Raw genomic sequence first — 24,450 nt, 5'->3', positions numbered from 1 at the left:
CCCCACCTGATGCCGCTCTCCGTTGTCCTGCCGGTCAGGAGAGTATCGTCTGCCCGGTCTTCGCCCAGTCCTTGGTGAACTGGTCCAGCCCCTTGTCGGTCAGCACATGGCCGGCCAGCGCCTTGATGACGGCGGGCGGCGCGGTCATCACGTCGGCGCCGATGCGGGCGCATTCGGCGACGTGATTGGCCGAGCGGATCGAGGCGGCGAGGATCTGGGTCTGGAAGTCGTAGTTGTCATAGACCTGCCGGATGTCGGCGATCAGCTCCATCCCGTCGATGTTGATGTCGTCGAGCCGGCCCACGAAGGGCGAGATGAAGGTTGCCCCGGCCTTGGCGGCGATCAGCGCCTGGTTCACCGAGAAGCAGAGCGTCACGTTCACCATATGGCCGGCATCGGTCAGCACCTTGCAGGCGCGCAGCCCGTCCCAGGTCAGCGGCACCTTCACTACGATGTTCGAGGCGATCTCGACCAGCTTGCGGCCCTCGGCGATCATGTCCTCGGCCTTCAGCGCCACCACCTCGGCCGAGACCGGCCCCGGCACCAGTTCGCAGATCTCCCTGGTCACCTCGAGGATGTTGCGCCCCGACTTCAGGATCAGCGAGGGGTTGGTGGTCACCCCGTCCACCATGCCAAGCTCGTGCAATTCGGCGATGGCTGCGACATCGGCGGTATCGACAAAGAATTTCATGATGCGCGTTCCTCGAGGTTCTGGGGGGCGGGGGTGTCGCCCCGGCGGTCAGGGGTGTAGATAGCGCAACGGAACCGATGGGGAAAGGGAGCGCCGTGACGGCACAGTTTGCAGAGGGCGATCTGGTGGGCATCCTGACCACCGAGCCTCTGGGCCGCGTGCTGGACTACCGCGCGCCGGAAGGGGGCTGCGGGCTGGGCGATTACGTCGAGGTGCCGCTGGGCCCGCGCCGGGTCTTGGGTGTGGTCTGGGGCCCGGGCGAGGGCGGCTACGATCTGGCGAAGGTCCGCCCGGTGACGCGGGTGCTCGAGGCGCTGCCGATGCGCGACGAGATGCGGGCCTTCCTCGCCCGCGCGTCGGAATACACGCTGACGCCGCTCGCCTCGATGTTGCGGCTGTCAACGCGCGCCCCGGGTCTGGGGGAGCCGCCCTCGACCCGCCGCGTCTACCGTCTCGGTGATGCCGAACCCTCCCGCGCCACCGACGCCCGCCTGCGCGTGCTCGATACGCTGCGCGCCTATGGCGGGGCGGCGGTGACGCTGGCCGAGCTGTCGGCCGAGGCCGGGGTGACAACCTCGGTGGTCAAGGGTCTGGTGAAATCCGGCGCCGTTCTGGAAGAGGACGCCCCGCGCGATCTGCCCTATCCGCCGCTCGACCCCGAGATGCAGGGCGCCCGGCTGGCCGGCGACCAGATCGCCGCGGGCGATGCCTTGGTCGCGGCGGTGGCGATGGGCGGCTATGGCACGACGCTCCTGAAGGGCGTCACCGGCTCGGGCAAGACCGAGGTCTATCTCGAGGCGGTGGCCGAATGCCTGCGGCAGGGGCGGCAGGCGCTGGTGCTCCTGCCCGAGATCGCGCTGACCTCGGAATTCCTCACGCGCGTCGAGGCCCGCTTCGGCGCCCGCCCCGCCGAATGGCATTCCGGCATCACCTCGACCGAACGGCGCAGGCTGTGGCGCATGGTGGGCGAGGGGGGCGCGCAATTCGTGGTCGGCGCGCGCTCCGCGCTGTTCCTGCCGTTCCGCGATCTGGGGCTGATCGTGGTCGATGAGGAGCACGACACCTCCTACAAGCAGGAGGAGGTCGTCTTCTACAATGCCCGCGACATGGCGGTGCTGCGCGCCTCGATCTGCGGCTGTCAGGTGGTGCTGGCCTCGGCCACGCCCTCCTTGGAAAGCTGGGCCAATGCCGATGCCGGCAAATACACGCGGCTCGACCTCGGCGCGCGCTTCGGCGTGGCCCAGATGCCCGAGATGCACGCCATCGACATGCGCGCCGAACAACTGCCCTCGAACCGCTGGATCTCGGGCACGCTGGCCCGCTCGGTCGAGGCGCGGGTGGCGCGGGGCGAGCAATCGCTCCTGTTCCTCAACCGGCGCGGCTATGCGCCGGTAACGATCTGCCGGGCCTGCGGTCATCAGATCGGCTGCGACGACTGCGACGCGCGGATGGTGGAGCACCGCTTTCTCAAGCGTCTCGTCTGCCACCAATGCGGCGCGACGAAACCGATGCCGGTGGCCTGCCCTTCCTGCAAGGTCGAGGGCAAGATGGCCCCGGTCGGCCCGGGAGTGGAGCGCATGGCCGAGGAGGTGGCCGAACGCTTCCCCGAGGCCCGGGTGGCGGTGCTGTCCTCCGACCTCTTCGGCTCGGCCCGCGCGCTGAAGGAGCAGATCGGTGTGATCGCCGCGGGCGGGGCCGACATCATCATCGGCACGCAGATTGTCGCCAAGGGCCACAACTTCCCGCTCCTGACGCTGGTGGGGGTGATCGACGCCGATCTTGGGCTGCAGGGCTCCGACCTGCGCGCGGCGGAGCGGACCTTCCAGCTGATGCGGCAGGTGGCGGGCCGGGCCGGGCGTGCCGAGAAGCGCGGCGTGGCCCTGTTGCAGAGCTACCAGCCCGAGCATCCGGTGATCCGCGCCATCCTCGGCGGCGACGAGGAGGCCTTCTGGCGCGCCGAGGCCGCCGAGCGCCGCGCGGCAGGGGTGCCGCCCTACGGGCGGATGGCGGGGATCATCCTGTCGTCGCCCGATGTGGCGCAGGTCTTCGACTTCGGCGGCGAGCTCGCCCGCCGCGACGGCCCCTTGCGCCGGATCGGCGCGCAGGTCTTCGGACCCGCGCCCGCGCCGATCGCGCGGGTCAGGGGGCGGCACCGGGTGCGGCTGCTGGTGAAGGCCGACAAGGGCGCGCCCCTGCAGGCGGCGCTGGCGGAATGGCTGGCGCAGCTGAAGCCGCCGAACAACCTGCGGCTGGCCGTCGACATCGACCCGCAGAGCTTCCTCTGAGGGCCTCGGCCCGCCGGCCACGACACTGTGTTCATCTCCGGCGCGCGGAGTGGCTGGCGAGACGCAACGCCACATCCTATATTCCGACAATCCCAACCGGAGGCTCCCCCATGTTTTCGCTGACCCGCAAGAAAACCGAGATGGTCTCGCCCGCCGACGCCCTGCCGGGCCGCGCCACGCCGCTCCCCACCGCCGAGACGCATTTCCTCTCGGGCCTGCCGCTGAAATCGCCGGTGCCCGAGGGCATGGAACAGGCCGTCTTCGGCATGGGCTGTTTCTGGGGCGTGGAGCGCAAGTTCTGGCAGGCCCCGAAGGGCGTCTGGCTGACCATGGTCGGCTACGCCGCGGGCTATACCCCGAACCCGACCTATCAGGAGGTCTGCACCGGCCTCACCGGCCATAACGAGGTGGTGCGGGTGATCTACGATCCCTCGGTGCTGTCCTACGAGGGGCTCCTGAAGCTGTTCTGGGAAAACCATGACCCGACGCAGGGCATGGCGCAGGGCAACGACCGCGGCACGCAGTATCGCTCGGGCATCTACACCTTCAACGACGCGCAGATGGCGGCGGCCAAGGCCAGCCTCGCTGCCTATCAGGGTGCGCTCAGCGCCTCGGGTCGCGGCAAGATCACCACCGAGATCCTGCCCGCGCCGGAGTTCTACTTCGCCGAGGACTATCACCAGCAGTATCTGGCGAAGAACCCCGGCGGCTATTGCGGCATCGGCGGCACCGGCGTGACCTGCCCGATCGGCACCGGCATCGCCGCGCGCTGAGCTTGACCTTCGCCGGGGGCGGGGCTATCCGGCCCCATCCCCGGCGGGCTTCGGCCCCTGAAAACGTCAGGATCTGCCATGCCCACCTATTCCGCGCTCACCACCCTTCCCGGCGAAGATCCCGCTCTGGCCCTCGCCGCAGCGATGGAGAAGATGGAGCCGGAGCCGATCGGCGTCGGCGTCTTCGAGATCGAGGATGGCTCGGGTCTCTGGGAGGTCGGGGCCTACTATCTGGAAGAGCCGCAATCGGCGCTCCTCGACATGCTGGCGATGGCCTTCGGCGCCAAGCCCTTCGCCCTCTCCGAACTGCCCGAAATCGACTGGGTCGCCAAGGTCCGCCGCGAGCTGTCGCCGGTCGAGGCCGGGCGCTTCTTCGTCTTCGGCAGCCACGACGCCGACAAGGTCCCGGAAGGCCGCATCGCCCTGCAGATCGAGGCGACCGTGGCCTTCGGCACCGGCCACCACGGCACCACCCTCGGCTGCCTGCGCGCCTTCGATCGGCTGACCGACGAAGGCTTCACCCCGGCCAAGGTCGCCGACATCGGCTGCGGCACTGCCGTCCTGGCGATGGCGGCAGTCTCGGTGCTGCCCGAGGCGCTGGTGATCGCCTCCGACATCGACGAGGTGGCGGTCGATGTGGCGCTGGCCAATGTGGCGATCAACCAGCTGGAGGGCCGGGTCGAGTGCCTCGAGGCCGCAGGCTTCGACCATCCGCGTCTGGCCGAGGCCGCGCCCTTCGATCTGGTCTTCGCCAATATCCTGAAAGGCCCGCTGATCGAGCTTGCCCCCGACATGGCGGCGCATGTCGCCCCGGGCGGCATCGCCATCCTCTCGGGCCTTCTGGTGGTGCAGGCGGAGTCGATCATCGACGCCTACATCGCGCAGGGCTTCATCCTGCACAACCGCGAGGATATAGGCGAGTGGTCCGCGCTAACCCTTAGGAAGAACTAGGTTTTTTCCGCTTCGCACAATTTTCGACAAACTCTCGCCACCTTCGGCATCTAGCCTCTCCCCACGGGGGCCGAGGTCTGGAGCGTGGCGATGTCATCCGATCCCAATCTGGCGGAGTTCCGGCAGCGCGTGGCGCGGCTCCGTCAGGAGCATGCGCAGGGCCGGGGCTTCGAGGCGAGCGGCACGCTGGGCCGCTCGCGGCATCCGGCCACTGGCCAGCGCCGCCTGACCCTGTGGAAACCGCTGCTGGTCGTCCTGCTCTGCGGCATCGGGCTGAAGGCGGTGATCCATGCCCAGGTCGGGGCGCGCAAATACGATCAGCGCGTTGCGGGCCTGTGGCAGGGCGAGCCGGTGGAGCGGCTGGGGGCGGTGCTGATGCAGGCCGATCCGGCCACCCGCTTCCTGTCGGCCCAGCTGCGCCAGCTGCTGCCCGCCGGTTTCCAGGCCTTGCCAACAGAAAGGCCGCGTCCCTGAGGGGCGCGGCCTTGAGCATGAGGCGCGGGAGGAGCCGCGCCGTTGCGTCCGATCAGCGCGAGCCGATGTCGTCGATGTCGCCGCGGCACAGGCCGATATCGTCCAGTTCGCGGTCCGACAGCTTGGCCAGCGCGTTGCGGGTCACGCGGGCGTCGTTCCAGGCGGTGATGGCGGCAAACAGGTTGCTGACCGATTGCACGGCGTGGAAGGTGGAGATGGCGCCGAAGGGCGCCGGGCGGGTCGTCTCGAAGGCGGCCATGGCGGTTATCCTTGTTTTCAAGTTGCACAAGATCGAAGCGATCCTGCGTCTGACACGGCAAATAATCCGGCGATCTGCGCAACACAATGCGACGTATAGCAACGCTGCAATGCAGAAAGCGCATGGCTCGCACACATGATTTTGTCATGTTTTACGGGGGGTTCCGGAAGGCCCGGCCAAACCGTCGCTTTTCGCGGAAGCTGCGTCGTATTCCTCCCGGAAATGACGCGCTTTGGCTCTGGTCACGGCGGAAACCGCAGATGTATCTGGCGGATGTTCCCGCTTCGTGCTAGCGCTTGCGACGGAATGCGACAGGGGGCCTTATGCGTGTCTTGGGGATCGACCCCGGTTTGCGGAACATGGGCTGGGGCGTGATCGATGTCAGTGGTGCAAGATTGACACATGTCGCGAACGGCATCTGCCATTCCGAGCCCGGCGATCTCGCCGAACGGCTGCTGTCGCTGCACCGCGACCTCACCGAGGTGCTGCGCCGATTCGCGCCCGATGCCGCCGCGGTCGAGAACACCTTCGTCAACAAGGACGCCGTGGCAACGCTGAAACTCGGTCAGGCGCGCGGCATCGCCCTGCTGGTTCCGGCTCAGGCAGGGATCAGGGTCGGGGAATATGCGCCGAACGCGGTGAAGAAGACCGTCGTCGGCGTCGGCCATGCCGCCAAGGCGCAGATCGACCACATGGTGCGCATCCATCTGCCGGGCGTCCAGATCAGCGGGCCCGACGCCGCCGACGCGCTGGCCATCGCCATCTGCCACGCGCATCATGTCCAGTCCTCCGGTCGGCTCGAGGCGGCTCTGGCGAGGGCGGCGCGATGATCGGCAAGATTGCCGGACGGCTCGATTACAAGGCCATGGACCACGTGCTGATCGACGTGCGCGGCGTGGGCTACATCGTCCATGTCTCCGACCGCACGCTGGCCAGCCTGCCCGGCCCGGGCGAGGCCGTGGCGCTCTATACCGAGCTTCTGGTGCGCGAGGATCTGCTGCAGCTCTTCGGCTTCCCGACGCTGCTGGAAAAGGAATGGCACCGGCTCTTGATGACGGTGCAGGGGGTGGGGGCCAAGGCCGCGATGGCGATCCTCGGCACGTTGGGGGCCGAGGGCGTGTCGCGCGCCATCGGTCTCGGCGATGCCCGCTCGATCCAGGCGGCGCCCGGCATCGGCCCGAAGATCGCGCAGCGCGTGGTGCTGGAGCTGAAGGCCAAGGCGCCCTCGGTCATGGCGATGGGCGTGCACCTGGGCACCGTGGCGGAAACCGACGAGGTGATCGAAGCCGCGCCTACGCCCGCGCCCCGCGCCGCGAAACCCGTAGCCAAACCGCCGAGCCGGGCCGCCTTCACCGCCGATGCGCTCTCGGCGCTGACCAATCTCGGCTATCAGCCGGGCGATGCGGCGCAGGCCGTAGCCCAGGCCGCGCAGGACGCGCCGGAGGCCGATACCGCCACCCTGATCCGCCTCGCCCTGAAGCTGCTCGCCCCGCGCAACTGATCTTGCCGCCCGGCAGCCGCGCTCCCATATCCATCCGGAGATGAAGGAGACTTCGCCAATGGGCTACATGCGCACCGCGATCCTGATGGCCGCCATGACGGCGCTGTTCCTCGGCATGGGGATGCTGCTTGGCGGCACAAATGGCGCGCTGATCGCCTTCGCCGTGGCGGCGCTGATGAACGTCTTCGCCTGGTGGAACTCCGACAAGGCGGTGCTGCGCATGCATGGCGCACGCGAGGTCGACGCCCGCTCGGCGCCCGACCTCGTGGCGATGGTGCGCGATCTGGCCGAGCGTGGCGACCTGCCGATGCCCAAGGTCTATGTGATGGAGACCGACCAGCCCAACGCCTTCGCCACCGGCCGCAACCCGGAGAACTCCGCCGTGGCGGTGACGCGCGGCCTGATGCGCGCCCTCAGCCGCGAGGAACTGGCCGGGGTGATCGCGCACGAACTGGCCCATATCAAGCACCGCGACACGCTCCTGATGACCGTGACGGCGACCTTCGCCGGCGCGATCTCGATGCTGGCCAATTTCGCGCTGTTCTTCGGCGGCAACCGCGACCGCCCGGGGGGCATGATCGGCACGCTGGCCTTGATGATCCTCGCGCCGCTGGCGGCGGGTCTGGTGCAGATGGCGATCTCGCGCTCGCGTGAATACGAGGCCGACCGGATCGGGGCGGAGATCTGCGGCCAGCCGCTCTGGCTCGCTGCGGCGCTGGCCAAGATCGAAGGCTTCGCCCAGCGGATCGACAACAACGCCGCCGAACGCAATCCGGCCACCGCGCATATGTTCATCATCAACCCGCTGCACGCCCACCGGCACGACCGGCTGTTCGCCACCCATCCCAACACCGCCAACCGCATCGCCGCGCTGCAGGCGATGGTCGCGGGCACGCCGCTGCCGACCACCGCCCGCAGCTCGGTGCCGCGGGTGCGGCCCGGCGCCGCCAAGCGCGGCCCCTGGACCTGAGCCCTTGCATACCGGCGCGCGTTCGGGGATTGTTCCCCAAACGAGCGCGGTGACATGAACGACAGCGACCCCACCCTCCGGCCCGAGCGGCTGCCCGAAGACATGGACCGCGCGCTGCGCCCGCAGACGCTGGAGGAGTTCGTCGGTCAGGCCGAGGCGCGGGCCAACCTGCGGGTCTTCATCGAAAGCGCCAAGATGCGCGGCGAGGCGATGGACCACACCCTGTTCCACGGCCCGCCCGGTCTGGGCAAGACCACGCTGGCGCAGATCATGGCGCGCGAGCTGGGGGTGGGCTTCCGCATGACCTCGGGGCCGGTGCTGGCCAAGGCGGGCGATCTGGCGGCGATCCTGACCAATCTCGAGCCGCGCGACGTGCTGTTCATCGACGAGATCCACCGCCTGTCGCCGGTGGTGGAGGAGGTGCTCTATCCGGCGCTGGAGGATTTCGCGCTGGATCTGGTGATCGGCGAGGGGCCGGCGGCGCGGACGGTGCGGATCGACCTGCAGCCCTTCACGCTGGTCGGGGCGACGACGCGGCTGGGGCTCTTGACCACGCCGCTGCGGGACCGGTTCGGGATTCCGACGCGGCTGCAATTCTATACCGAGGACGAGCTCGACCTGATCGTGACGCGCGGCTCGCGGATGATGGGGATCTCCAGCGACCCCGAGGGGACGCGGGAGATCGCGCGGCGGGCGCGGGGGACGCCGCGGATCGCGGGGCGGCTCTTGCGCCGGGTGGTGGATTTCGCGCTGGTCGAGGGCAACGGGCGGCTGACCCAGGCGATCGCGGACCGGGCGCTGACGCGGCTGGGGGTGGATCATCTGGGGCTCGATGGGGCGGACCGGCGGTATCTGATCTTGCTGGCCGAGAATTACGGCGGCGGGCCGGTGGGGATCGAGACGATTTCCGCCGCGCTGTCGGAGAGCCGGGATGCGGTGGAGGAGGTGATCGAACCCTACCTCTTGCAACAGGGGTTGATCCAGCGGACTCCGCGCGGGCGGATGCTGGCGGCGAAGGCCTGGCGGCATCTGGGGCTGGAGCCGCCGAAAGGGCCGGGGCAGGCGGATCTTTTCGGCTGAGTTTCACGCGTGAAAATCGCGGCAAGCCATTGAAATTGCCGCGTTCTGGGAATTTCGTTCATCTTTTGGCAAGTGTTTTGTCGGCTCCTGCCGGACAGGAGTGAACTGCCCTGGCGAGAGGGTCGGAACGCCCTGCGCTTGTGGCGCCGGGGCGCTCAATGGGTCAGGGATTTCGAGAACACATTCACGATCACCACCCCGGTGACGATGAAGCCGAGCCCGACCAGCGCCGCCGTGTCCAGCTTCTCGCCATACCAGAGCCAGGCGATGCCGGTGATGAAGACGATGCCCAGCCCGGACCAGATCGCATAGATCACCCCGGTTGGCATCACCCTCAGCGGGAAGGACAGGCAGTAGAAGGCCAGCGCATAGCCCGCGATGGTGACGAGGCTCGGCAGGAGCCGGGTGAAGCTTTCGGAGCGGGCCAGGGCCGTGGTGGCGATCACCTCGGCCAGAATGGCCACGAAGAGGAAGGCATAGGCGGAGGCAAGCGGCATGGGCGATCCTGTGGCGGAAGTCGGGTGATCCTGAGCGGCTGCGACAGGAAGGTCAATCGCCGTGCTAGGGCCTGCTGTCGGAGCCTCCGGCGGGGATATTTGAGCAAGGTGAGAGGCGGGGCGGAGCTTCTGACCGGACGCCTGCGGTACTGTCGGAGCCTCCGGCGGGGATATTTAAGCAAGGTGAGAGGCAGGGCGGGATTTGTGACCGGGCGCCTGCGGTGCTGTTGGAGCTTCCGGCGGGGATATTTGAGCAAGGTGAGGGGTGGGGGCCGGACTGTCGGGCCGGGCGCTGGCGGTGAGGTCGGAGCCTCCGGCGGGGATATTGGGACGAGGTGAAGGGCTAGGACCGGACTTCCGACATGGGGAGCGGCGGGGCTGTCGGAGCCGATGCGGGGGTGTTGGGCCAAGGCGGCGGGGGCGGGCGGTTGAGGGGGCGGGCGAAAACGGCTAAGGCTGCGGCGGTTTGGACCGGGAGACGCTCTGCATGACGCCATCCGCAATCGAGGCGCTTTTCACCCGCGCCGACGGGCAGTATCTTTTCGCGCGCTGGGGGCGGCCCATCGTGCCGGTGGTCTTCGGCGTTGATGAGGCCACGCTGGCGCTGGTAAAGGGCGCGGTGGAGGCGGTGGTGACGCTGGCCGGGCACCGGATGGCCGAGACCGACCCTGAGCTCGGCGCCAACCTGATGGTGTTCTTCTTCCGCGACTGGGCCGAGCTGCCGGAGGTGCCGAATCTCGACCGGCTGGTGGAGGGGCTCGGCCCGCTCTGCGCCCGGCTCGCGGCGGCGGAGGCGAACCAATACCGGATCTTCCGTTTCGACGCGGCGGGGGCGATCCGCGCCGCCTTCGTCTTCATACGGATGGATGCGCATCTGGAGGCGGTGCCCGCCGAGGCGCTGGCGCTGTCTCAGGCGGCGCAGGTCATGCTGCTCTGGTCCGACCGGGCCTTTACCGAAAGCTCGCCGCTGGCCATGGCGGGGGAGACGCTGGTGCTGCGGCCGGAGATCGGCGCGGTGATCCGCGCGGGCTACGACCCGGTGCTGCCGGCGATGGCGGATCAGCCGAGCCATGCCTATCGGCTGGCGGCGCGAATCGCGCCGGAGATCTAGGCGGGGGGCTAGGCCGAGAGACGGCCGAGCACAGCGGCGAGGGCGGCGGCCTGCACCTCTTCCGGGGTGCCGGAGGCGTCAATCAGCGCGTGACGCGCCGGCGCCTCCAGGGCCTGATCGCGGAAGGCGCTGCGGATGCTTTGGTGGAAGCCGAGGTCCAGCCCCTCGAACCGGCCCTCGTCGATGGCGTCGGTGCTGAGCCGGTGGCGGCTGCGGCCGAGGCCGGTGGCGACATCGAGATCGAGGATCAGCGTGAGGTCGGGCCAGAGATCGCCCACCGCCTGCCGGTGCAGATCGAGGATGAAGCCGGTGGAGAGGCCGCGGCCCTTGCCCTGATAGGCGAGGGTGGAGCCGACGAAACGGTCGGTCACCACGATCTGCCCCCGCGCCAGCGCCGGTTCGATCACCCGGCGCACATGCTGCACCCGGGCGGCGGTCATCAGCAGCAGTTCCGAGGCGGGCTCCCAGGTCTCGTCCTTGCCGGCGAGGACGAGGGCGCGCAGGCTCTCGCCCTCGGGGGTGCCGCCGGGTTCGCGGGTGGCCAGCACATCGGCGCCGAGGCTGCGCAGATGGGCGGCGAGGTGGCGCACCACCCCGCTCTTGCCGGAACCGTCGATGCCCTCGACCGCGATCAGCGCCGGACGCAGCCGCATCAGCTGGTCGGCGCTTCTTGCTGGAACCGGGCGATCAGCACCTGCGCCGCCGTGGTCAGCCGGGCGCGGAAGCCGCCATTGGCGACATCACCCTCGGCCACCAGCGGCACGCGATGCTCGGGCATGTCGGGGACGCGGATCACCAGCTCGCCCACCGGCTGGCCGGCGACCACCGGGGCGGTGAGCGGGCCGGTGTAGGAGACCTCGGCGGTGATGCCGTCCTGGGTCAGGGCGGGGACCAGCAGGCTCACGTCCTTCTGCGGCACGAGGCCGACCTTCACGGCGTTGCCCATCCAGACCTCGGCCTCGGCGACGCGCTGGCCGGCCTTCACCATGGTCTTCTGCACGAACTGGCGGAAGGCCCAGTTGGTGACCTGCTCGCCTTCCTGGGCGCGGTCGGCCTCGGAGGCGAGGCCGGTCAGCACGAAGACGATGCGGCGGCCGTCCTTCTGCACCGCGGAGCCGACGAGACCGTAGCCCGCCTCCTGGGTGTGGCCGGTCTTCAGCCCGTCCGCGGTCCAGTCGCCATCGGGGCCGAGCTGCAGCAGCGGGTTGCGGTTCTGGGCGTTGGAGGGGACGCGGTTCTTGTAGTCGAAGCCGGTCATGGCGAAATAGGGGTAGAACTCGGGGAATTCCTCGATCAGCCGGGTGGCGAGGATGCCGAGGTCATGCACGCTCATCTTGTGGTCGGGGTGCGGCCAGCCGGAGGAATTGGCGAAGGTGGAGTTGTTCATCCCCAGCGCCTTGGCGCGGGCGGTCATCTGCCGGGCGAAATCGGCCTCGGTGCCGCCGAGGCCTTCGGCCACCACCACGCAGGCGTCGTTGCCGGAGTTGATGATGATGCCGTGGATCAGGTCTTCCACCGTGGGGCGGTCGCGCTCCTCGACGAACATCTTGGAGCCGCCCATCTCGCGCGCCTTGGTCGAGACGGCGAAGGTGGTGTCCATGGTGACGCGGCCGTCGCGCAGCGCCTCGAACAGCATGTTCAGCGTCATCAGCTTGGACATGGAGGCCGGCGGCAGCGGCGTGTCGGCGTTCTTGTCGAGGAGCACGGTATGGGTGGTCACGTCATAGACCCAGGCGGCGGTGGCGCGGGTCTCGAAGGCCTGGGCCGGCAGCGCGGCCAGCAGGGCGAGAGCGAGGCAGAGGCGTTTGAACATGGCCGGTGCGTCCTTTAGCGGGAGAGGAAATAGGCGTCGGAGAAGCCGAGGCCCTTGACCCTGGCGAGCAGGGCGTCGCGGTCGGAAGCCGGGCCGGCAGTGACGCTCCAGATCTGCTTGTCCTGGGAGGTTTCGGGGCGGACGCTGGCCGGAACCCCGCCCTCGCCCAGCGTCTCGGCGGCGCGGCGGGCATTGGCCTCGACGCTGAAGATGCCGATCTGGATCAGGCCCTCGCCGGAGGTTGCCGCCAGTTCGGGGGCCGGTGCGGCCGGGCGTGGCGGGGCGGCGGCGGGGCGGATAGCGTCGGGGGTGGGGGTGACGATTGGGGCGGCGGTGGCGGCGGCCGGAGCATCGCTGCGGCGCAGGGCGGTGACGCTGATCTCGGCGGGCTGGCCGGCCAGCAGGCCGAGCGCAGCGGCGGCGTCGGAGGAGATCTGCAGGGTGGGGCCGGGGTTGTCGCGCTCGCGGCGGAACAGGGCGCCGATGACCGAGCGGCCATTGGCGGGGTTGCGCAGGATCACCCGCTCGGGGTCCTTCGCCGCGGGCGAGGCGACCCAGACGCCGCCGAGCGAGGGCCGGCCGTCCCAGAGGGCGGTGTCGCTGGTCTGGAACACCTCGGGGGCCTCGATGTCGCGGCCGTTGGAGGCGGGGGCGGGGGTGGAGGAGGTGGTCTCCGGTTCCGCGTCGTCGCGGACGAAGGGGTTGCCGATGCCCTCGGCGCAGCCCGACAGCAGGGCCGCCGCTGCCGCCGCCAGGATCAGCTGCCCGATCACCGCTCTTGCCATGCTCTTCCCCTCGATGCGCGGATTCTGCGCCGCGCTTGTCTTGGCGTCCCCGAAGGACGGCTGCCCGTGTCGCCCCTCGGCGCCGGCGCATCATAAGCGCGATGGGCGCAGGTGGAAAGGGCGCCGCTGGGCTGCGGAGGCGCCCCGGGCGGGAGGATGCGCAGCCCGGGCGGTAAAGGCTGCGTGAGGCGGAGCCGTCGCCGGGGGCATCGAGCCCCCGACGACGGCGCTGCCGGGGATAGCGGCGGCCGGTCGCGGTGTGGGGAGGGCGAGAGCCCTGCGGTGCGGGAGGCGGTCGCGGGACGGGGCGGCGCTGCGGCGAGGAAAGGGCAGCGCCGCCGCGAGGATGGTGAAGATGAGTATTTGGGCAAGGAGAAGCGGAAGGGCGCGCCGGAGAGGGTCATGAGGGGGAGGGGCCGCGCGGGGGAGGGCCGTGCGGCGCGGGAGGTGGGAGCGGCGCTGCGGCGGCGAAGATGGGGATGCGGGCAGGAGAAGCGGCGGGGCGTGCCGGGCGGCGGACCGCCGGGGCGAAGGTGCGGCGGCGGGCTTTGCTTGCCAGCGGGGAAGCGCCGGGCCTAGGCTGGCCCCGGCGGAAGCTGATGCGAAGGAGGACAGGATGGGACTGACGGTGAAGCAGATGCTCGACGAGGCCAATGCGGCGGTCGAGCGGGTGGATGCGGAGCGGGCGCAGGCGTTGCTGGCGGAAGGGGGGCTGCTGCTCGACATCCGCGATGCGCCGGAGCTGGAGAAGAGCGGGCGGGCCGAGGGCTCGCATCACGTCCCGCGCGGGATGCTGGAGTTCCGCGCCGATCCCGAGTCGCCCTATCACGACCCGGCGCTGCGCAAGGATCGCGCCATCGTGCTGCACTGCGCCTCGGGCGGCCGGGCGGCGCTGGCGGGCAAGCTGCTGAAGGACATGGGATTCGAGAAGGTCTACAACCTTGGCGGGTTGAAGGACTGGGCCGAGGGCGGCGGCGCCGTCGAAGTGGTGACCGATCCGGGAATGTGACATTGCGCCCGGCGCCGCGACAGGCGCCGGGCTTTGCCCCTGAAAAGCGGGTGCGTGGGCCGTCGGTAGGCTGCACAATTCAGCGGCAGAACCGCATGATTTCTGACCGCGCCGCGCGACGGCGGGCGCGGCGGGGAGCCCTTTGCGCCACAACCGGCCCGGGTGCGGCGAAAAAGCCGGGCGCGGCGGCGGCGCGCTTTGCGTAACGGTGGACAAGACCACCCGACAGCAGCGATCATCAGGAAGAAGATGGAGGGCACCCAAGTGGACGCATCCCGCATCGGCACCGACTCCGCCCCGCAACCGACCCCCCGCGCCGACGAGTATCTGACGCTCGACGCGCTCTGCGAGGTCGCCAAGCTTCTGACCGGCGTCAGCGATCCGATCGCGGCGATGCCCTCCGTGTTCGGGGTGCTGGCCTCGTTCATGGGGCTGCGGCTGGGAGCGCTGGCCCTGCTGCAGGAGGGCGGGGCGCCGCGGGCGGGGCATCCGGTGAACCCCTATGTGATCGCGGCGACGGCGACGGGCGCGCCGACCCAGCCCTCGGCCTGCCGGGCGATCCCGCAGGCGGTCGCGCGGCATGTGTTCCGCAACGGGGTGGCGCTGGTGTCGCGCGATCTGGCCGAGGAGTTCGGTCGCGAGGCGCTGCCGCCGATGGCGGGCACCGAGCGGCTGGCGGCCGTCGCCGTGCCGATCCGTGATCAGGCGCATTCGCCCTTCGTGCTGGGGTTGCTCTGCGTCTATCGCGATCTCGATGGCGGGGGGGCGCGGCATCTCGACACCGATCTGCGGGTGTTGAACATGGTGGCCTCGATCCTCGAACAGTCGATCCGCTTCCGCCGGCTGGTGGCGCGCGACCGCGACCGGATCGTGCAGGAGGCGCGCGAGGCGATCCGGGTGGCGGCGGAGGCGACGGCTGTGCCCGAGCCCGCGCCCGCCCCGGCGCTGGAGGGGATCATCGGGTCGAGCCCGGCGATCCAGCGGGTGACCAACCAGATCCGCAAGGTGGCGCCGACGCAGACCCCGGTCCTGCTGCGCGGCGAGAGCGGCACCGGCAAGGAGCTGTTCGCCCGGGCGCTGCATGCGCTCAGCGACCGCAAGGACCGGCCCTTCATCAAGGTGAACTGCGCCGCGCTGAGCCAGTCGCTGCTGGAATCGGAGTTGTTCGGCCATGAGAAGGGGTCGTTCACCGGGGCGATGGCGCAGAAGAAGGGGCGGTTCGAGCTGGCCGATGGCGGGACGCTGTTCCTCGACGAGATCGGCGAGATCAGCCCGGAGTTCCAGGCCAAGCTGCTGCGCATCCTGCAGGAGGGCGAGTTCGAGCGGGTCGGCGGGTCGAAGACGCTGAAGGTCGATGTGCGGCTGGTGACGGCGACCAACAAGGATCTGGAGCAGGCGGTGGCCAATGGCAGCTTCCGCGCCGATCTCTATTTCCGCATCTGCGTGGTGCCGATCGTGCTGCCGCCGCTGCGCGAGCGGCGCGACGACATCGCACTGCTGGCGCAGGGGCTGTTGGAGCGGTTCAACCAGCGCAACGGGATGCACAAGCGGCTCGACGCCTCGGCGCTGAAGACGCTGGCGGGGTGCAATTTCCCCGGCAACGTGCGCGAGCTGGAGAATTGCATCAGCCGGGTGGCGGCGCTGTCGCCCGATACGGTGATCGTGGCCGACGATCTGGCCTGCTATCACGACCATTGCCTGTCGGCGGATCTGTGGCGCCTGCAGAACGGCGACCGCTCGCCCATCGGCGGGCTGGCGGCGGGGCCGCTGGACCTGCCGGTGCTGCCGCGGCGGCCTGACCCCGCGCCCGAGCCTGCGCGTGCGGTGGGTGACGGGGATGCGGCGGAGCGCGAGGCGCTGATCGACGCGATGGAGCGGGCGGGCTGGGTGCAGGCCAAGGCCGCCCGGCTGCGCGGGATGACGCCGCGCCAGATCGGCTATGCGCTGAAGAAGCACGGCATCACCGTAGAGAAGTTCTGACCCGACAGACCCCTGTCGGGTTTGCGACAGGGGCCTGCGTCGCGCCGGCGAAGCCCTTGTCAACGCTTGCGGATGGACCTTGGCACGCTTCGTGCTTCTCCCCTGCCGACAGGGTTAGCGGGGATCGGGCATGGCGAACATCATCTCTCTGGGCGGGCTTCAGGTCGCCAGCCGCGAAGATCTGGGCAAGGCGCTGGCGGGCGGCGGCTGCGCCTCCAGTTCCTGCGGGTCGGCGGAGGGGCCGGCCGACATGGCGCCCGAGACCTGGGCCAAGGTGAAGGACCATCCCTGCTACTCGGAGGAGGCGCACCACTATTTCGCGCGGATGCATGTGGCGGTGGCGCCGGCCTGCAACATCCAGTGCAACTACTGCAACCGCAAGTACGATTGCGCCAACGAGAGCCGTCCCGGCGTGGTGTCGGAGCGGCTGACGCCGGAGCAGGCGGCGCGCAAGGTGATCGCGGTGGCGGCCGAGGTGCCGCAGCTGTCGGTCCTGGGCATCGCCGGGCCGGGGGATGCGGCCTATGACTGGCGCAAGACGAAGGCGACCTTCGATCTGGTGTCGCGGCGGCTTCCCGACATCAAGCTGTGCCTCTCGTCCAACGGGCTCGCCTTGCCGGACCATGTCGACGAGATCGTGGCGATGAATGTCGACCATGTCACGCTGACGATCAACACGCTGGACCCCGAGGTGGGGGCGCGGATCTACCCTTGGGTCTTCCACCGGGGCAGGCGGCATACCGGGGTGGAGGGTGCGACGATCCTGCTCGCGCGGCAGATGCAGAGCCTCGATATGCTGGTGGCGCGGGGTGTGCTGGTAAAGGTGAATTCGGTGATGATCCCGGGGATCAACGATGCCGGTCTGATCGAGCTGAACCGGGTGGTGAAGGCCAAGGGGGCCTTCCTGCACAACATCATGCCGCTGATCTCGGACCCCGCGCATGGCACGCAGTTCGGGCTGACCGGGCAGCGCGGGCCCTCGGCGGCGGAGCTGCGCGCGGTGCAGGAGGCCTGTTCGGGCGGGGCGAACCTGATGAAGCATTGCCGCCAGTGCCGCGCCGATGCGGTGGGGCTGCTGGGCGAGGACCGCGGGCAGGAGTTCACGCTGGACAAGCTGCCGGAGGTGGTGAGCGACGATCCCGAGAAACGCGCGGCCTATCGCGACTGGGTGGCGCGCGAGCGCGAGGACCGGCGCGCAGCGACGGCTGCGGCGCAGGTCGCCGCCGAGGTGGTGGAGGCGCCGCCGCTGCTGGTCGCGGTCTGCACCAAGGGCGGCGGGCGGATCAACCAGCATTTCGGCCATGCGACCGAGTTTCAGGTCTACGAGGTGGACCGGACCGGGGTGCGCTTTGTCACGCATCGGCGGGCCGACAATTATTGCGTGGGCGGGCATGGCGACGACGACACGCTGGCCGAGGTGATCCGTACGCTCGACGGCGTGCCGGTGGTGCTCTGCGCCCGCATCGGCGAGGCGCCGCGGGCGAAGATGGCCGCCGCCGGGATCGAGGTGATCGACGCCTATGCGCAGGATTATCTCGAACCCGCGATCTCGGCGCTGTTCCGGTTGCGCAATGCCCCTTCCGATACCGGCGCGCTGAGCGCCTGAGCTTTCTGCCCCCGGCGCGACCTGCGCCCGATTTCTGCCCTGAAGACAAGGAAACGACCCATGGCCTACAAGATCAAAGTCTCGCAATGCACCGTCTGCGGCGCCTGCGAGTTCGAATGCCCGAATGGCGCGATCAAGTTCAAGAACGACACCTATGTGATCGACCCGGTGAAATGCACCGAATGCGCGGGGCAGGCGGATGCGCCGCAATGCGCCGAGGTCTGCCCGGTGCCCAAGACCTGCGTGCCGGCCTGAGCCATGCCGGAGGGCCCGGAGCCGGTCGACTGGCAGGGCGCCGCCATCGACTGCGGCGCCTGCCCGCAGCGCGAGCGGATCGCCCAGGGCCTGTGCGGGCCGGGCTGGGCCTGCGTGCAGGACCGCTATTCGCGGCGGGTGGAGCGGTTCTTCCTGCTCAACCCGGAATTGGCCGATGACTGCCTGACCCTGCCCTATTTCGAGGCGCGGGCGCAGGCGGCGCGGGTGGCGACGCTGTTCCGCCTGCCGCCGCTGCTCGACGATCCCGACCCGGCGGTGCGGGCGGTGGCGATCCTGCGGCTGCCGGCGATACAGGCGCGGCGACGGGTGCACGACCCCGACCGCGCGGTGCGGGTGGCGGTGGCGCATCGCCTGCCGCCCGCCGACCTGCATCCCCTGCTGCGCGACCCCGACCCCTACGTGCGGCTGGTGGCGGCGCGGCGGATCGAGACCGGCGTGCTGCCGGTGATGGCGCATGACCCCGACCCCGAGGTGCGCTGTCTGGTGGCGGCGCGGATAGACGCGGGGTGGCTGGTGCATTTCGCGGGCGACCCGGACCCTCTGGTGCGCCGCGTCGCCGCCGAGCGGATCGCGGCGGAGCGGCTGGGGGTCTTTGCCCATGATCCCGACATCAGGGTGCGGCATGTGGTGGCCGAGCGCGCCCCGGCCGATCTGGCGCGGGTGATGACGGAAGATGCCGAGCCTCTGGTGCGCGAGACGGCGGAGGCGCGGCTGGCCGAACTGGAAAGGGACGAGGATGCGCGATGACGAGCGGCCCGAGACTTGGGGAGAGCCGGTGTTCAGCCCCGGCGACAAGGTGCAGTCGCGCTTCACGGTGAAGAACGACGGTACGATGTGGGGCGTCGAGATCGGCGAGATCGTCGTGCGCAAGGGCGACATCGGCTATGTCCGCGATATCGGCACCTACCTGCAGGAATATTACATCTATGCGGTCGATTTCATCGACCGGCGCGCCATCGTGGGGATGCGCGCGCGGGAACTGGTTGGCCTGCCCATGCCGGAGGGAACATCATGAAAGTGACGATCAGCGCGGGCCCGAAGGGGCTTCTGGCCTATGTGCCGAAGAAGGATCTGGAAGAGCCGATCGTGGAGACCGAACATGCCACGGTCTGGGGCGGCTGGGCGCGGCTGGCCAATGGCTGGGTGCTGGAGCTGCCCGCCTATGAGGTCGCGCCGCAGATGCCGGTGACGGTGGAGGCGCGCAAGCGGCCGGAGGCATGAGCGCGGCGCTGGCGCAGGCGCTGGGCGCGGTGCGGGAGGGGCGGCTTTTGCCCTATCTCGGGCCGGAGGTGGCGGGGCTCGGCGGGGCCATCGCCTCGCCCGAGGCGCTCTGCACCGAGATCGAGGCCTCGGTGCGGGTGCCGAAGCGGGCGCAGGGCAACCTGTGGTCGGCGGCGCAGTTCGTCGAGAGCCGCAGGTTCCGCGCGACGCTGGAGGTGATCATAAGGCAGGCCTTTGCCGAGCCCACGAAGCCGAACCCGGTGCATGACTGGATCGCGAGGGTGCAGCCGCCGCTGGTGGTGGATGCCTGGTATGACGCGGGGCTGCTGGAGGCCTGCCGGGCGGCCGGCGGGGCTTGGGGTCTGGTGCAGGGGGTGAGCCGCAACGGCGAATGGGCGGAGATCTGGCATCGGGCCTATGACGCCGCGGGCACGCTGGTGGGCGAGGCCGATCCGGGCTGGCCGATGCTGGTCTACAAGCCGCATGGCGTGGCGCTGCCGGGGCATTCCTTCCTGATCTCGGATTCGGATTATGTCGAGGTGCTGACCGAGATCGACATCCAGACCCCGATCCCGGAGGAGGTGCAGAACCGCCGCACGGGGCGGGGGTTCCTGTTCCTCGGCTGCCGCTTCGACGACCAGATGCTGCGGACCTATGCGCGCCAGATCGCCAAGCGGTCGGGCGGCGGGCATGTGGCGGTGATCGCGGGGGAGCTGACGCGGATGGAGCGGCTGTTCCTCGAGGAACTGGGGATCGAGCGGATCGACCTGCCGCTGGCGGCGGTGGTGGAGGCGCTGGGGGCGGAGGTCGCCGGCGTCTGAGGCGTTCGTGACGGCGGGAAGGGGGCAGGGTGCGGCGGCGCCTTGCCCCCTTCGGCATTTCCGGGGGTGAGTGTCGCGCCATTGTCGGCTTTCGCACATGACCGATGGGCGCGACAGGTGGGGCGGGTGGCTGGCTAACCACCCGAAAAGCAGTGGAAAACCACGCGAGGCGGCACTTGGCATGCTCCCTGCTTTCCCTGTGGACGAGACCGGCGACGACGCCGCTTCCAACAGAGACACCGTTGCAAAAGGAACTGAGCATGAGCAAACTCCGGCAGATCGCTTTCTACGGCAAGGGCGGTATCGGCAAGTCCACCACCTCGCAGAACACGCTGGCCGCGCTGGTCGAGCTGGGTCAGAAGATCCTGATCGTCGGCTGCGACCCCAAGGCCGACTCCACCCGGCTGATCCTCAACACCAAGATGCAGGACACCGTGCTGCATCTGGCGGCCGAGAAGGGGTCGGTCGAGGATCTCGAGCTCGAGGATGTGCTGAAGATCGGCTTCGGCGACATCAAGTGCACCGAGGCCGGCGGGCCGGAGCCGGGGGTCGGCTGCGCGGGGCGCGGCGTGATCACCGCGATCAACTTCCTCGAGGAGAACGGCGCCTATGACGACGTGGACTACGTGTCCTACGACGTGCTGGGCGACGTGGTCTGCGGCGGCTTCGCCATGCCGATCCGCGAGAACAAGGCGCAGGAGATCTACATCGTCATGTCGGGCGAGATGATGGCGCTCTATGCCGCCAACAACATCGCCAAGGGCATCCTGAAATACGCCAACTCCGGCGGCGTGCGTCTGGGCGGGCTGATCTGCAACGAGCGCCAGACCGACAAGGAGCTGGAGCTGGCCGAGGCGATGGCCGCCAAGCTCGGCTGCAAGATGATCCATTTCGTGCCGCGCGACAATATCGTGCAGCATGCCGAGCTGCGCCGCCAGACCGTCATCCAATACGCCCCGGACAGCCAGCAGGCCCAGGAGTATCGCGAGCTGGCCCGCAAGATCCACAACAACTCGGGCAAGGGCGTGATCCCGACGCCGATCACCATGGACGAGCTGGAAGAGATGCTGATGGAATTCGGCATCATGCAATCCGAGGAAGACCGTCTGGCCGCCATCGCCGCCAGCCAGGCCTGAGCCGCCTTTCCCCCGGACCGGCCCCGCGCCGGTCCGCCCCTCTCCCGCCGAAAGGAGCTTTCCCTTGGCCAAAGACATCAACTCCACCGTCGAGCAGCATGAACAGCTGATCGAAGAGGTTCTCGCCGCCTATCCCGAGAAGGCGAGGAAGAAGCGCGCCAAGCATCTTGGCGTTGCCCAGCCGGTCGCGGAAGAGCCGGGCATCCTGTCGAAATGCGACACCGTGAAGTCGAACATCAAGTCGGTGCCCGGCGTGATGACGATCCGCGGCTGTTCCTATGCCGGGTCGAAAGGCGTGGTCTGGGGGCCGGTGAAGGACATGCTGCACATCAGCCACGGCCCGGTGGGCTGCGGGCATTACAGTTGGTCGCAGCGGCGCAACTACTACACCGGCACGACCGGGGTGGACAGTTTCGTGACGATGCAGGTGACGACCGACTTCCAGGAGAACGACATCGTCTTCGGCGGCGACAAGAAGCTGGAGAAGGCGATCGACGAGCTGAACACGCTGTTCCCGCTGAACAACGGCATCTCGATCCAGTCGGAATGCCCGATCGGGCTGATCGGCGACGACATCGAGGCGGTGTCGCGCAAGAAGAAGAAGGATATCGGCAAGACCATCGTGCCGGTGCGCTGCGAGGGGTTCCGCGGCGTGTCGCAGTCGCTGGGCCACCACATCGCCAACGACACGCTGCGCGACTGGGTGATCGACCCGGCGATGCAGGCCGAGACGCGGCGCGAGGCGGGGCCCTATGACGTGAACGTCATCGGCGACTACAACATCGGCGGCGACGCCTGGTCGTCGCGCATCCTGCTGGAAGAGATCGGGCTGAACGTGATCGGCAACTGGTCGGGCGATGCGACGCTGGCCGAGATCGAGGCGGCGCCGACGGCCAAGCTGAACCTGATCCACTGCTACCGCTCGATGAGCTACATCTGCCGCCACATGGAAGAGAAGTATGGCGTCCAGTGGATGGAATACAACTTCTTCGGGCCGAGCCAGATCGCGCTGTCGCTGCGCGCCATCGCCGCGAAGTTCGACGAGACGATCCAGGCCAGGGCCGAGGCGGTGATCGCCAAGTATCAGCCGCTGGTCGATGCGGTGAACGCCAAGTATCGCCCGCGGCTCGAGGGCAAGACGGTGATGCTCTATGTCGGCGGCCTGCGCCCGCGCCACGTCGTCGATGCCTATCACGACCTGGGCATGGTGATCGCCGGGACGGGCTATGAATTCGCCCATGCCGACGATTACAAGCGCACCGGCCATTACATCAAGGAAGGCACGCTGATCTACGATGACGTCTCGGGCTACGAGCTGGAGAAGTTCATCGAGCGCATCCGGCCGGATCTGGTCGGGTCGGGCATCAAGGAGAAGTATCCGGTGCAGAAGATGGGCATCCCGTTCCGTCAGATGCACTCGTGGGACTATTCGGGCCCCTATCACGGCTATGACGGCTACGCGATCTTCGCGCGCGACATGGATCTGGCGATCAACAATCCGGTCTGGGGCCTGTTCGACGCTCCCTGGAAGAAATCGGCCTGATCCTCCGGGGGAGCGCCGCTCCCGCTCCCCCGCCTTCCTCCCCTCCACCTTGCGGCGCGTCCCGGAAAGCGGACGGCCAGCAGAAGGAATGTGACGATGCCCCAATCGGCAGACAAGGTTCTCGACCACACCGATCTGTTCCACCAACCCGAATACAAGGCGATGCTGGACAACAAGCGCGCCACCTACGAGCACGGCCATCCGCCGGAAAAGGTCGCGGAGACCGACGACTGGACGCGCAGCTGGGACTACCGCGAGAAGAACCTCGCCCGGGCCTGCATCACCATCAACCCGGCCAAGGCCTGCCAGCCGCTAGGCGCGGTGTTCGCGGCCGCCGGGTATGAGGAGACGATGAGTTTCGTGCATGGCTCGCAGGGCTGCGTCGCCTACTACCGCTCGCATCTGGCGCGGCATTTCAAGGAGCCGGCTTCGGCGGTGTCCTCCTCGATGACCGAGGATTCGGCGGTCTTCGGCGGGCTGAACAATCTGGTCGAGGGGCTGGCCAACACCCATGCGCTCTACAGCCCGAAGATGATCGCGGTTTCGACCACCTGCATGGCCGAGGTGATCGGCGACGACCTGAACTCCTTCATCATCAAGGCGCGCGAGAAGGAGAGCGTTCCGGCGGATTACCCGGTGCCCTTCGCCCATACGCCGGCCTTCGTCGGCAGCCATGTCGATGGCTATGACAACATGCAGAAGGGCATCCTGTCGAGCTTCTGGAAGGATGCGTCCCGCGAGGCGGGGGAGAGCCTCAACATCATCCCCGGCTTCGACGGCTATGCGGTCGCCAATATCCGCGAGCTGAAGCGGATGCTGGGGCTGATGGGGGTCGAGGCCACGGTGCTGTCGGATGTCTCGGAGGTCTATGACACGCCGTCGGATGGCGAATACCGGATGTATGCGGGCGGCACCACGCTGGACGAGGTGAAGGCGGCGCTGAACGCCAAGGCCACGGTGTCGCTGCAGGAGTTCTGCACCCGCAAGACGCTCGCCTATTGCGCTGAACAGGGGCAGGAGACGGCGGCCTTCCACTATCCGATGGGGGTGCAGGGGACGGACGAGTTCCTGATGAAGATCGCGGAGCTGACCGGGAAGGACATTCCGGAAAGCCTGCGGCTGGAGCGGGGGCGGCTGGTCGATGCGATGGCCGACAGCCAGTCGCATCTGCATGGCAAGACCTATGCGATCTATGGCGATCCGGACTTCGTCTATTCGATGGCGCGCTTCGTGATGGAGACCGGGGGCGAGCCGCGGCATTGCCTGGCGACCAACGGCACGAAGGACTGGGAGGAGAAGATGCAGGCGCTGCTGGCCTCTTCGCCCTTCGGCAAGGGCTGTCAGGTCTGGGCGGGCAAGGACCTGTGGCACCTGCGCTCGATCATGGTGACGGAGCCGGTGGATCTGCTGATCGGCAATTCCTACGGCAAGTATCTGGAGCGCGACACCGGCACGCCCTTGATCCGGCTGACCTTCCCGATCTTCGACCGCCACCACCACCACCGCTTCCCGACCTTCGGCTATCAGGGGGCGCTGACCGTGCTGGTGAAGCTTCTCGACAAGATCTTCGACAAGCTCGACGCCGATACCGGCACGGCGGGCGAGACGGATATCTCGTTCGACCTGACGCGCTGAGATCCTCGGCGGCCCCCTCCGGGGGCCGCCCTT

At 68.8% G+C, this 24,450-nt stretch carries 26 protein-coding genes; 20 read left to right on the top strand and 6 right to left on the bottom strand.

From position 1 onward, the window contains the following. Positions 1-34: 34 nt before the first annotated feature. Positions 35-691: a fructose-6-phosphate aldolase gene (gene fsa / locus C5F48_RS03570; RefSeq protein WP_107662532.1), complete on the bottom strand. Its 657-nt coding sequence runs from the start codon at positions 689-691 to the stop codon at positions 35-37. Positions 692-786: 95 nt separating this feature from the next. On the opposite strand from fsa, the gene C5F48_RS03565 reads away from it, so the two are divergent. The 4 genes from C5F48_RS03565 (at position 787) to C5F48_RS03550 (ending at position 5,174) form a co-directional block, all read left to right on the top strand. Beyond that, on the top strand, positions 787-2,976 hold the full coding sequence (locus C5F48_RS03565) for a primosomal protein N' (protein WP_107662555.1): 2,190 nt from the start codon (positions 787-789) through the stop codon (positions 2,974-2,976). A gap of 110 nt (positions 2,977-3,086) precedes the next feature. Continuing rightward, positions 3,087-3,749: a peptide-methionine (S)-S-oxide reductase MsrA gene (gene msrA, locus C5F48_RS03560; RefSeq protein WP_107662531.1), complete on the top strand. Its 663-nt coding sequence runs from the start codon at positions 3,087-3,089 to the stop codon at positions 3,747-3,749. 78 nt (positions 3,750-3,827) lie between these two features. Continuing rightward, on the top strand, positions 3,828-4,700 hold the full coding sequence (locus C5F48_RS03555) for a 50S ribosomal protein L11 methyltransferase (protein WP_107662530.1): 873 nt from the start codon (positions 3,828-3,830) through the stop codon (positions 4,698-4,700). Positions 4,701-4,790: 90 nt separating this feature from the next. Next, entirely contained in the window at positions 4,791-5,174 is a 384-nt protein-coding gene (locus C5F48_RS03550) for a hypothetical protein (protein WP_181247670.1), read from the top strand. 52 nt (positions 5,175-5,226) lie between these two features. Here the strand turns inward: C5F48_RS03550 and C5F48_RS03545 are convergent, their stop codons facing one another. Continuing rightward, positions 5,227-5,433: a DUF1127 domain-containing protein gene (locus C5F48_RS03545; protein WP_107662529.1), complete on the bottom strand. Its 207-nt coding sequence runs from the start codon at positions 5,431-5,433 to the stop codon at positions 5,227-5,229. A 323-nt stretch (positions 5,434-5,756) separates the two neighbouring features. Here C5F48_RS03545 and ruvC point away from each other — a divergent pair, with 323 nt between their 5' ends. The 4 genes from ruvC to ruvB are packed head-to-tail and all read left to right on the top strand — an operon-like array spanning position 5,757 to position 8,984. Then, the gene (gene ruvC, locus C5F48_RS03540; protein WP_107662528.1) at positions 5,757-6,263 is read left to right on the top strand and encodes a crossover junction endodeoxyribonuclease RuvC; all 507 of its coding nucleotides are present in this window, start codon (positions 5,757-5,759) and stop codon (positions 6,261-6,263) included. Next, on the top strand, positions 6,260-6,934 hold the full coding sequence (gene ruvA / locus C5F48_RS03535) for a Holliday junction branch migration protein RuvA (protein WP_107662527.1): 675 nt from the start codon (positions 6,260-6,262) through the stop codon (positions 6,932-6,934). Before ruvC ends, ruvA begins: the two co-directional genes overlap by 4 nt. A gap of 58 nt (positions 6,935-6,992) precedes the next feature. Next, complete coding sequence (htpX, locus tag C5F48_RS03530; RefSeq protein WP_107662526.1) at positions 6,993-7,904, top strand: zinc metalloprotease HtpX; 912 nt, start codon at positions 6,993-6,995, stop codon at positions 7,902-7,904. Between the two features lie 54 nt (positions 7,905-7,958). Then, positions 7,959-8,984 (top strand): Holliday junction branch migration DNA helicase RuvB, encoded by a 1,026-nt coding sequence (gene ruvB, locus C5F48_RS03525; RefSeq protein WP_107662525.1) that lies wholly within the window; start codon positions 7,959-7,961, stop codon positions 8,982-8,984. A gap of 155 nt (positions 8,985-9,139) precedes the next feature. On the opposite strand, the gene C5F48_RS03520 is transcribed toward ruvB, so the two are convergent. Beyond that, the gene (locus C5F48_RS03520; RefSeq protein WP_107662524.1) at positions 9,140-9,481 is read right to left on the bottom strand and encodes a DMT family transporter; all 342 of its coding nucleotides are present in this window, start codon (positions 9,479-9,481) and stop codon (positions 9,140-9,142) included. Positions 9,482-9,968: 487 nt separating this feature from the next. On the opposite strand from C5F48_RS03520, the gene C5F48_RS03515 reads away from it, so the two are divergent. Beyond that, positions 9,969-10,592 (top strand): hypothetical protein, encoded by a 624-nt coding sequence (locus C5F48_RS03515; protein WP_107662523.1) that lies wholly within the window; start codon positions 9,969-9,971, stop codon positions 10,590-10,592. 8 nt (positions 10,593-10,600) lie between these two features. On the opposite strand, the gene tmk is transcribed toward C5F48_RS03515, so the two are convergent. From tmk to C5F48_RS03500, 3 genes are read right to left on the bottom strand one after another with little or no spacing between them, the layout of a single operon-like run. Continuing rightward, positions 10,601-11,245, bottom strand: a complete 645-nt coding sequence (tmk, locus tag C5F48_RS03510) for a dTMP kinase (protein ID WP_107662522.1) — start codon at positions 11,243-11,245, stop codon at positions 10,601-10,603. After that, complete coding sequence (locus C5F48_RS03505; protein WP_107662521.1) at positions 11,245-12,405, bottom strand: D-alanyl-D-alanine carboxypeptidase family protein; 1,161 nt, start codon at positions 12,403-12,405, stop codon at positions 11,245-11,247. The genes tmk and C5F48_RS03505 overlap by 1 nt, the downstream gene beginning before the upstream one ends. Before the next feature lie 14 nt (positions 12,406-12,419). Then, a complete protein-coding gene (locus tag C5F48_RS03500) occupies positions 12,420-13,190 on the bottom strand; it encodes an SPOR domain-containing protein (RefSeq protein ID WP_107662520.1) in 771 nt (256 codons plus the stop codon). Between the two features lie 616 nt (positions 13,191-13,806). On the opposite strand from C5F48_RS03500, the gene C5F48_RS03495 reads away from it, so the two are divergent. The 11 genes from C5F48_RS03495 to nifK all read left to right on the top strand — a co-directional run bounded on the left by C5F48_RS03495 (position 13,807) and on the right by nifK (position 24,417). After that, positions 13,807-14,199, top strand: a complete 393-nt coding sequence (locus tag C5F48_RS03495; protein ID WP_107662519.1) for a rhodanese-like domain-containing protein — start codon at positions 13,807-13,809, stop codon at positions 14,197-14,199. A gap of 249 nt (positions 14,200-14,448) precedes the next feature. After that, the gene (nifA, locus tag C5F48_RS03490; protein WP_107662518.1) at positions 14,449-16,179 is read left to right on the top strand and encodes a nif-specific transcriptional activator NifA; all 1,731 of its coding nucleotides are present in this window, start codon (positions 14,449-14,451) and stop codon (positions 16,177-16,179) included. 130 nt (positions 16,180-16,309) lie between these two features. Then, positions 16,310-17,785 (top strand): nitrogenase cofactor biosynthesis protein NifB, encoded by a 1,476-nt coding sequence (nifB, locus tag C5F48_RS03485; RefSeq protein ID WP_107662517.1) that lies wholly within the window; start codon positions 16,310-16,312, stop codon positions 17,783-17,785. Between the two features lie 60 nt (positions 17,786-17,845). After that, complete coding sequence (locus C5F48_RS03480; protein ID WP_107662516.1) at positions 17,846-18,040, top strand: 4Fe-4S dicluster domain-containing protein; 195 nt, start codon at positions 17,846-17,848, stop codon at positions 18,038-18,040. Positions 18,041-18,043: 3 nt separating this feature from the next. Further along, positions 18,044-18,808 (top strand): 4Fe4S-binding leucine-rich repeat protein, encoded by a 765-nt coding sequence (locus C5F48_RS03475; RefSeq protein WP_107662515.1) that lies wholly within the window; start codon positions 18,044-18,046, stop codon positions 18,806-18,808. Next, positions 18,798-19,076 carry a nitrogen fixation protein NifZ gene (locus C5F48_RS03470; protein WP_107662514.1) on the top strand — a complete coding sequence of 93 codons (279 nt, stop codon included), beginning with the start codon at positions 18,798-18,800 and terminating at the stop codon, positions 19,074-19,076. Before C5F48_RS03475 ends, C5F48_RS03470 begins: the two co-directional genes overlap by 11 nt. Further along, on the top strand, positions 19,073-19,282 hold the full coding sequence (nifT, locus tag C5F48_RS03465; RefSeq protein ID WP_107662513.1) for a putative nitrogen fixation protein NifT: 210 nt from the start codon (positions 19,073-19,075) through the stop codon (positions 19,280-19,282). The genes C5F48_RS03470 and nifT overlap by 4 nt, the downstream gene beginning before the upstream one ends. After that, positions 19,279-20,103, top strand: a complete 825-nt coding sequence (locus C5F48_RS03460) for an SIR2 family NAD-dependent protein deacylase (protein ID WP_107662512.1) — start codon at positions 19,279-19,281, stop codon at positions 20,101-20,103. Before nifT ends, C5F48_RS03460 begins: the two co-directional genes overlap by 4 nt. A gap of 260 nt (positions 20,104-20,363) precedes the next feature. Beyond that, entirely contained in the window at positions 20,364-21,239 is an 876-nt protein-coding gene (gene nifH, locus C5F48_RS03455) for a nitrogenase iron protein (RefSeq protein WP_107662511.1), read from the top strand. Between the two features lie 64 nt (positions 21,240-21,303). Further along, complete coding sequence (nifD, locus tag C5F48_RS03450; RefSeq protein WP_107662510.1) at positions 21,304-22,782, top strand: nitrogenase molybdenum-iron protein alpha chain; 1,479 nt, start codon at positions 21,304-21,306, stop codon at positions 22,780-22,782. A 96-nt stretch (positions 22,783-22,878) separates the two neighbouring features. After that, positions 22,879-24,417: a nitrogenase molybdenum-iron protein subunit beta gene (gene nifK, locus C5F48_RS03445; RefSeq protein ID WP_107662509.1), complete on the top strand. Its 1,539-nt coding sequence runs from the start codon at positions 22,879-22,881 to the stop codon at positions 24,415-24,417. The last annotated feature ends 33 nt before the right edge of the window (positions 24,418-24,450 follow it).

The sequence above is a fragment of the Cereibacter changlensis JA139 genome (genome assembly GCF_003034985.1).
Taxonomy (GTDB): domain Bacteria; phylum Pseudomonadota; class Alphaproteobacteria; order Rhodobacterales; family Rhodobacteraceae; genus Cereibacter; species Cereibacter changlensis.
Note: the sequence above shows the minus strand (reverse complement) of the source record. Positions and strands in the feature narration are given on the sequence as shown.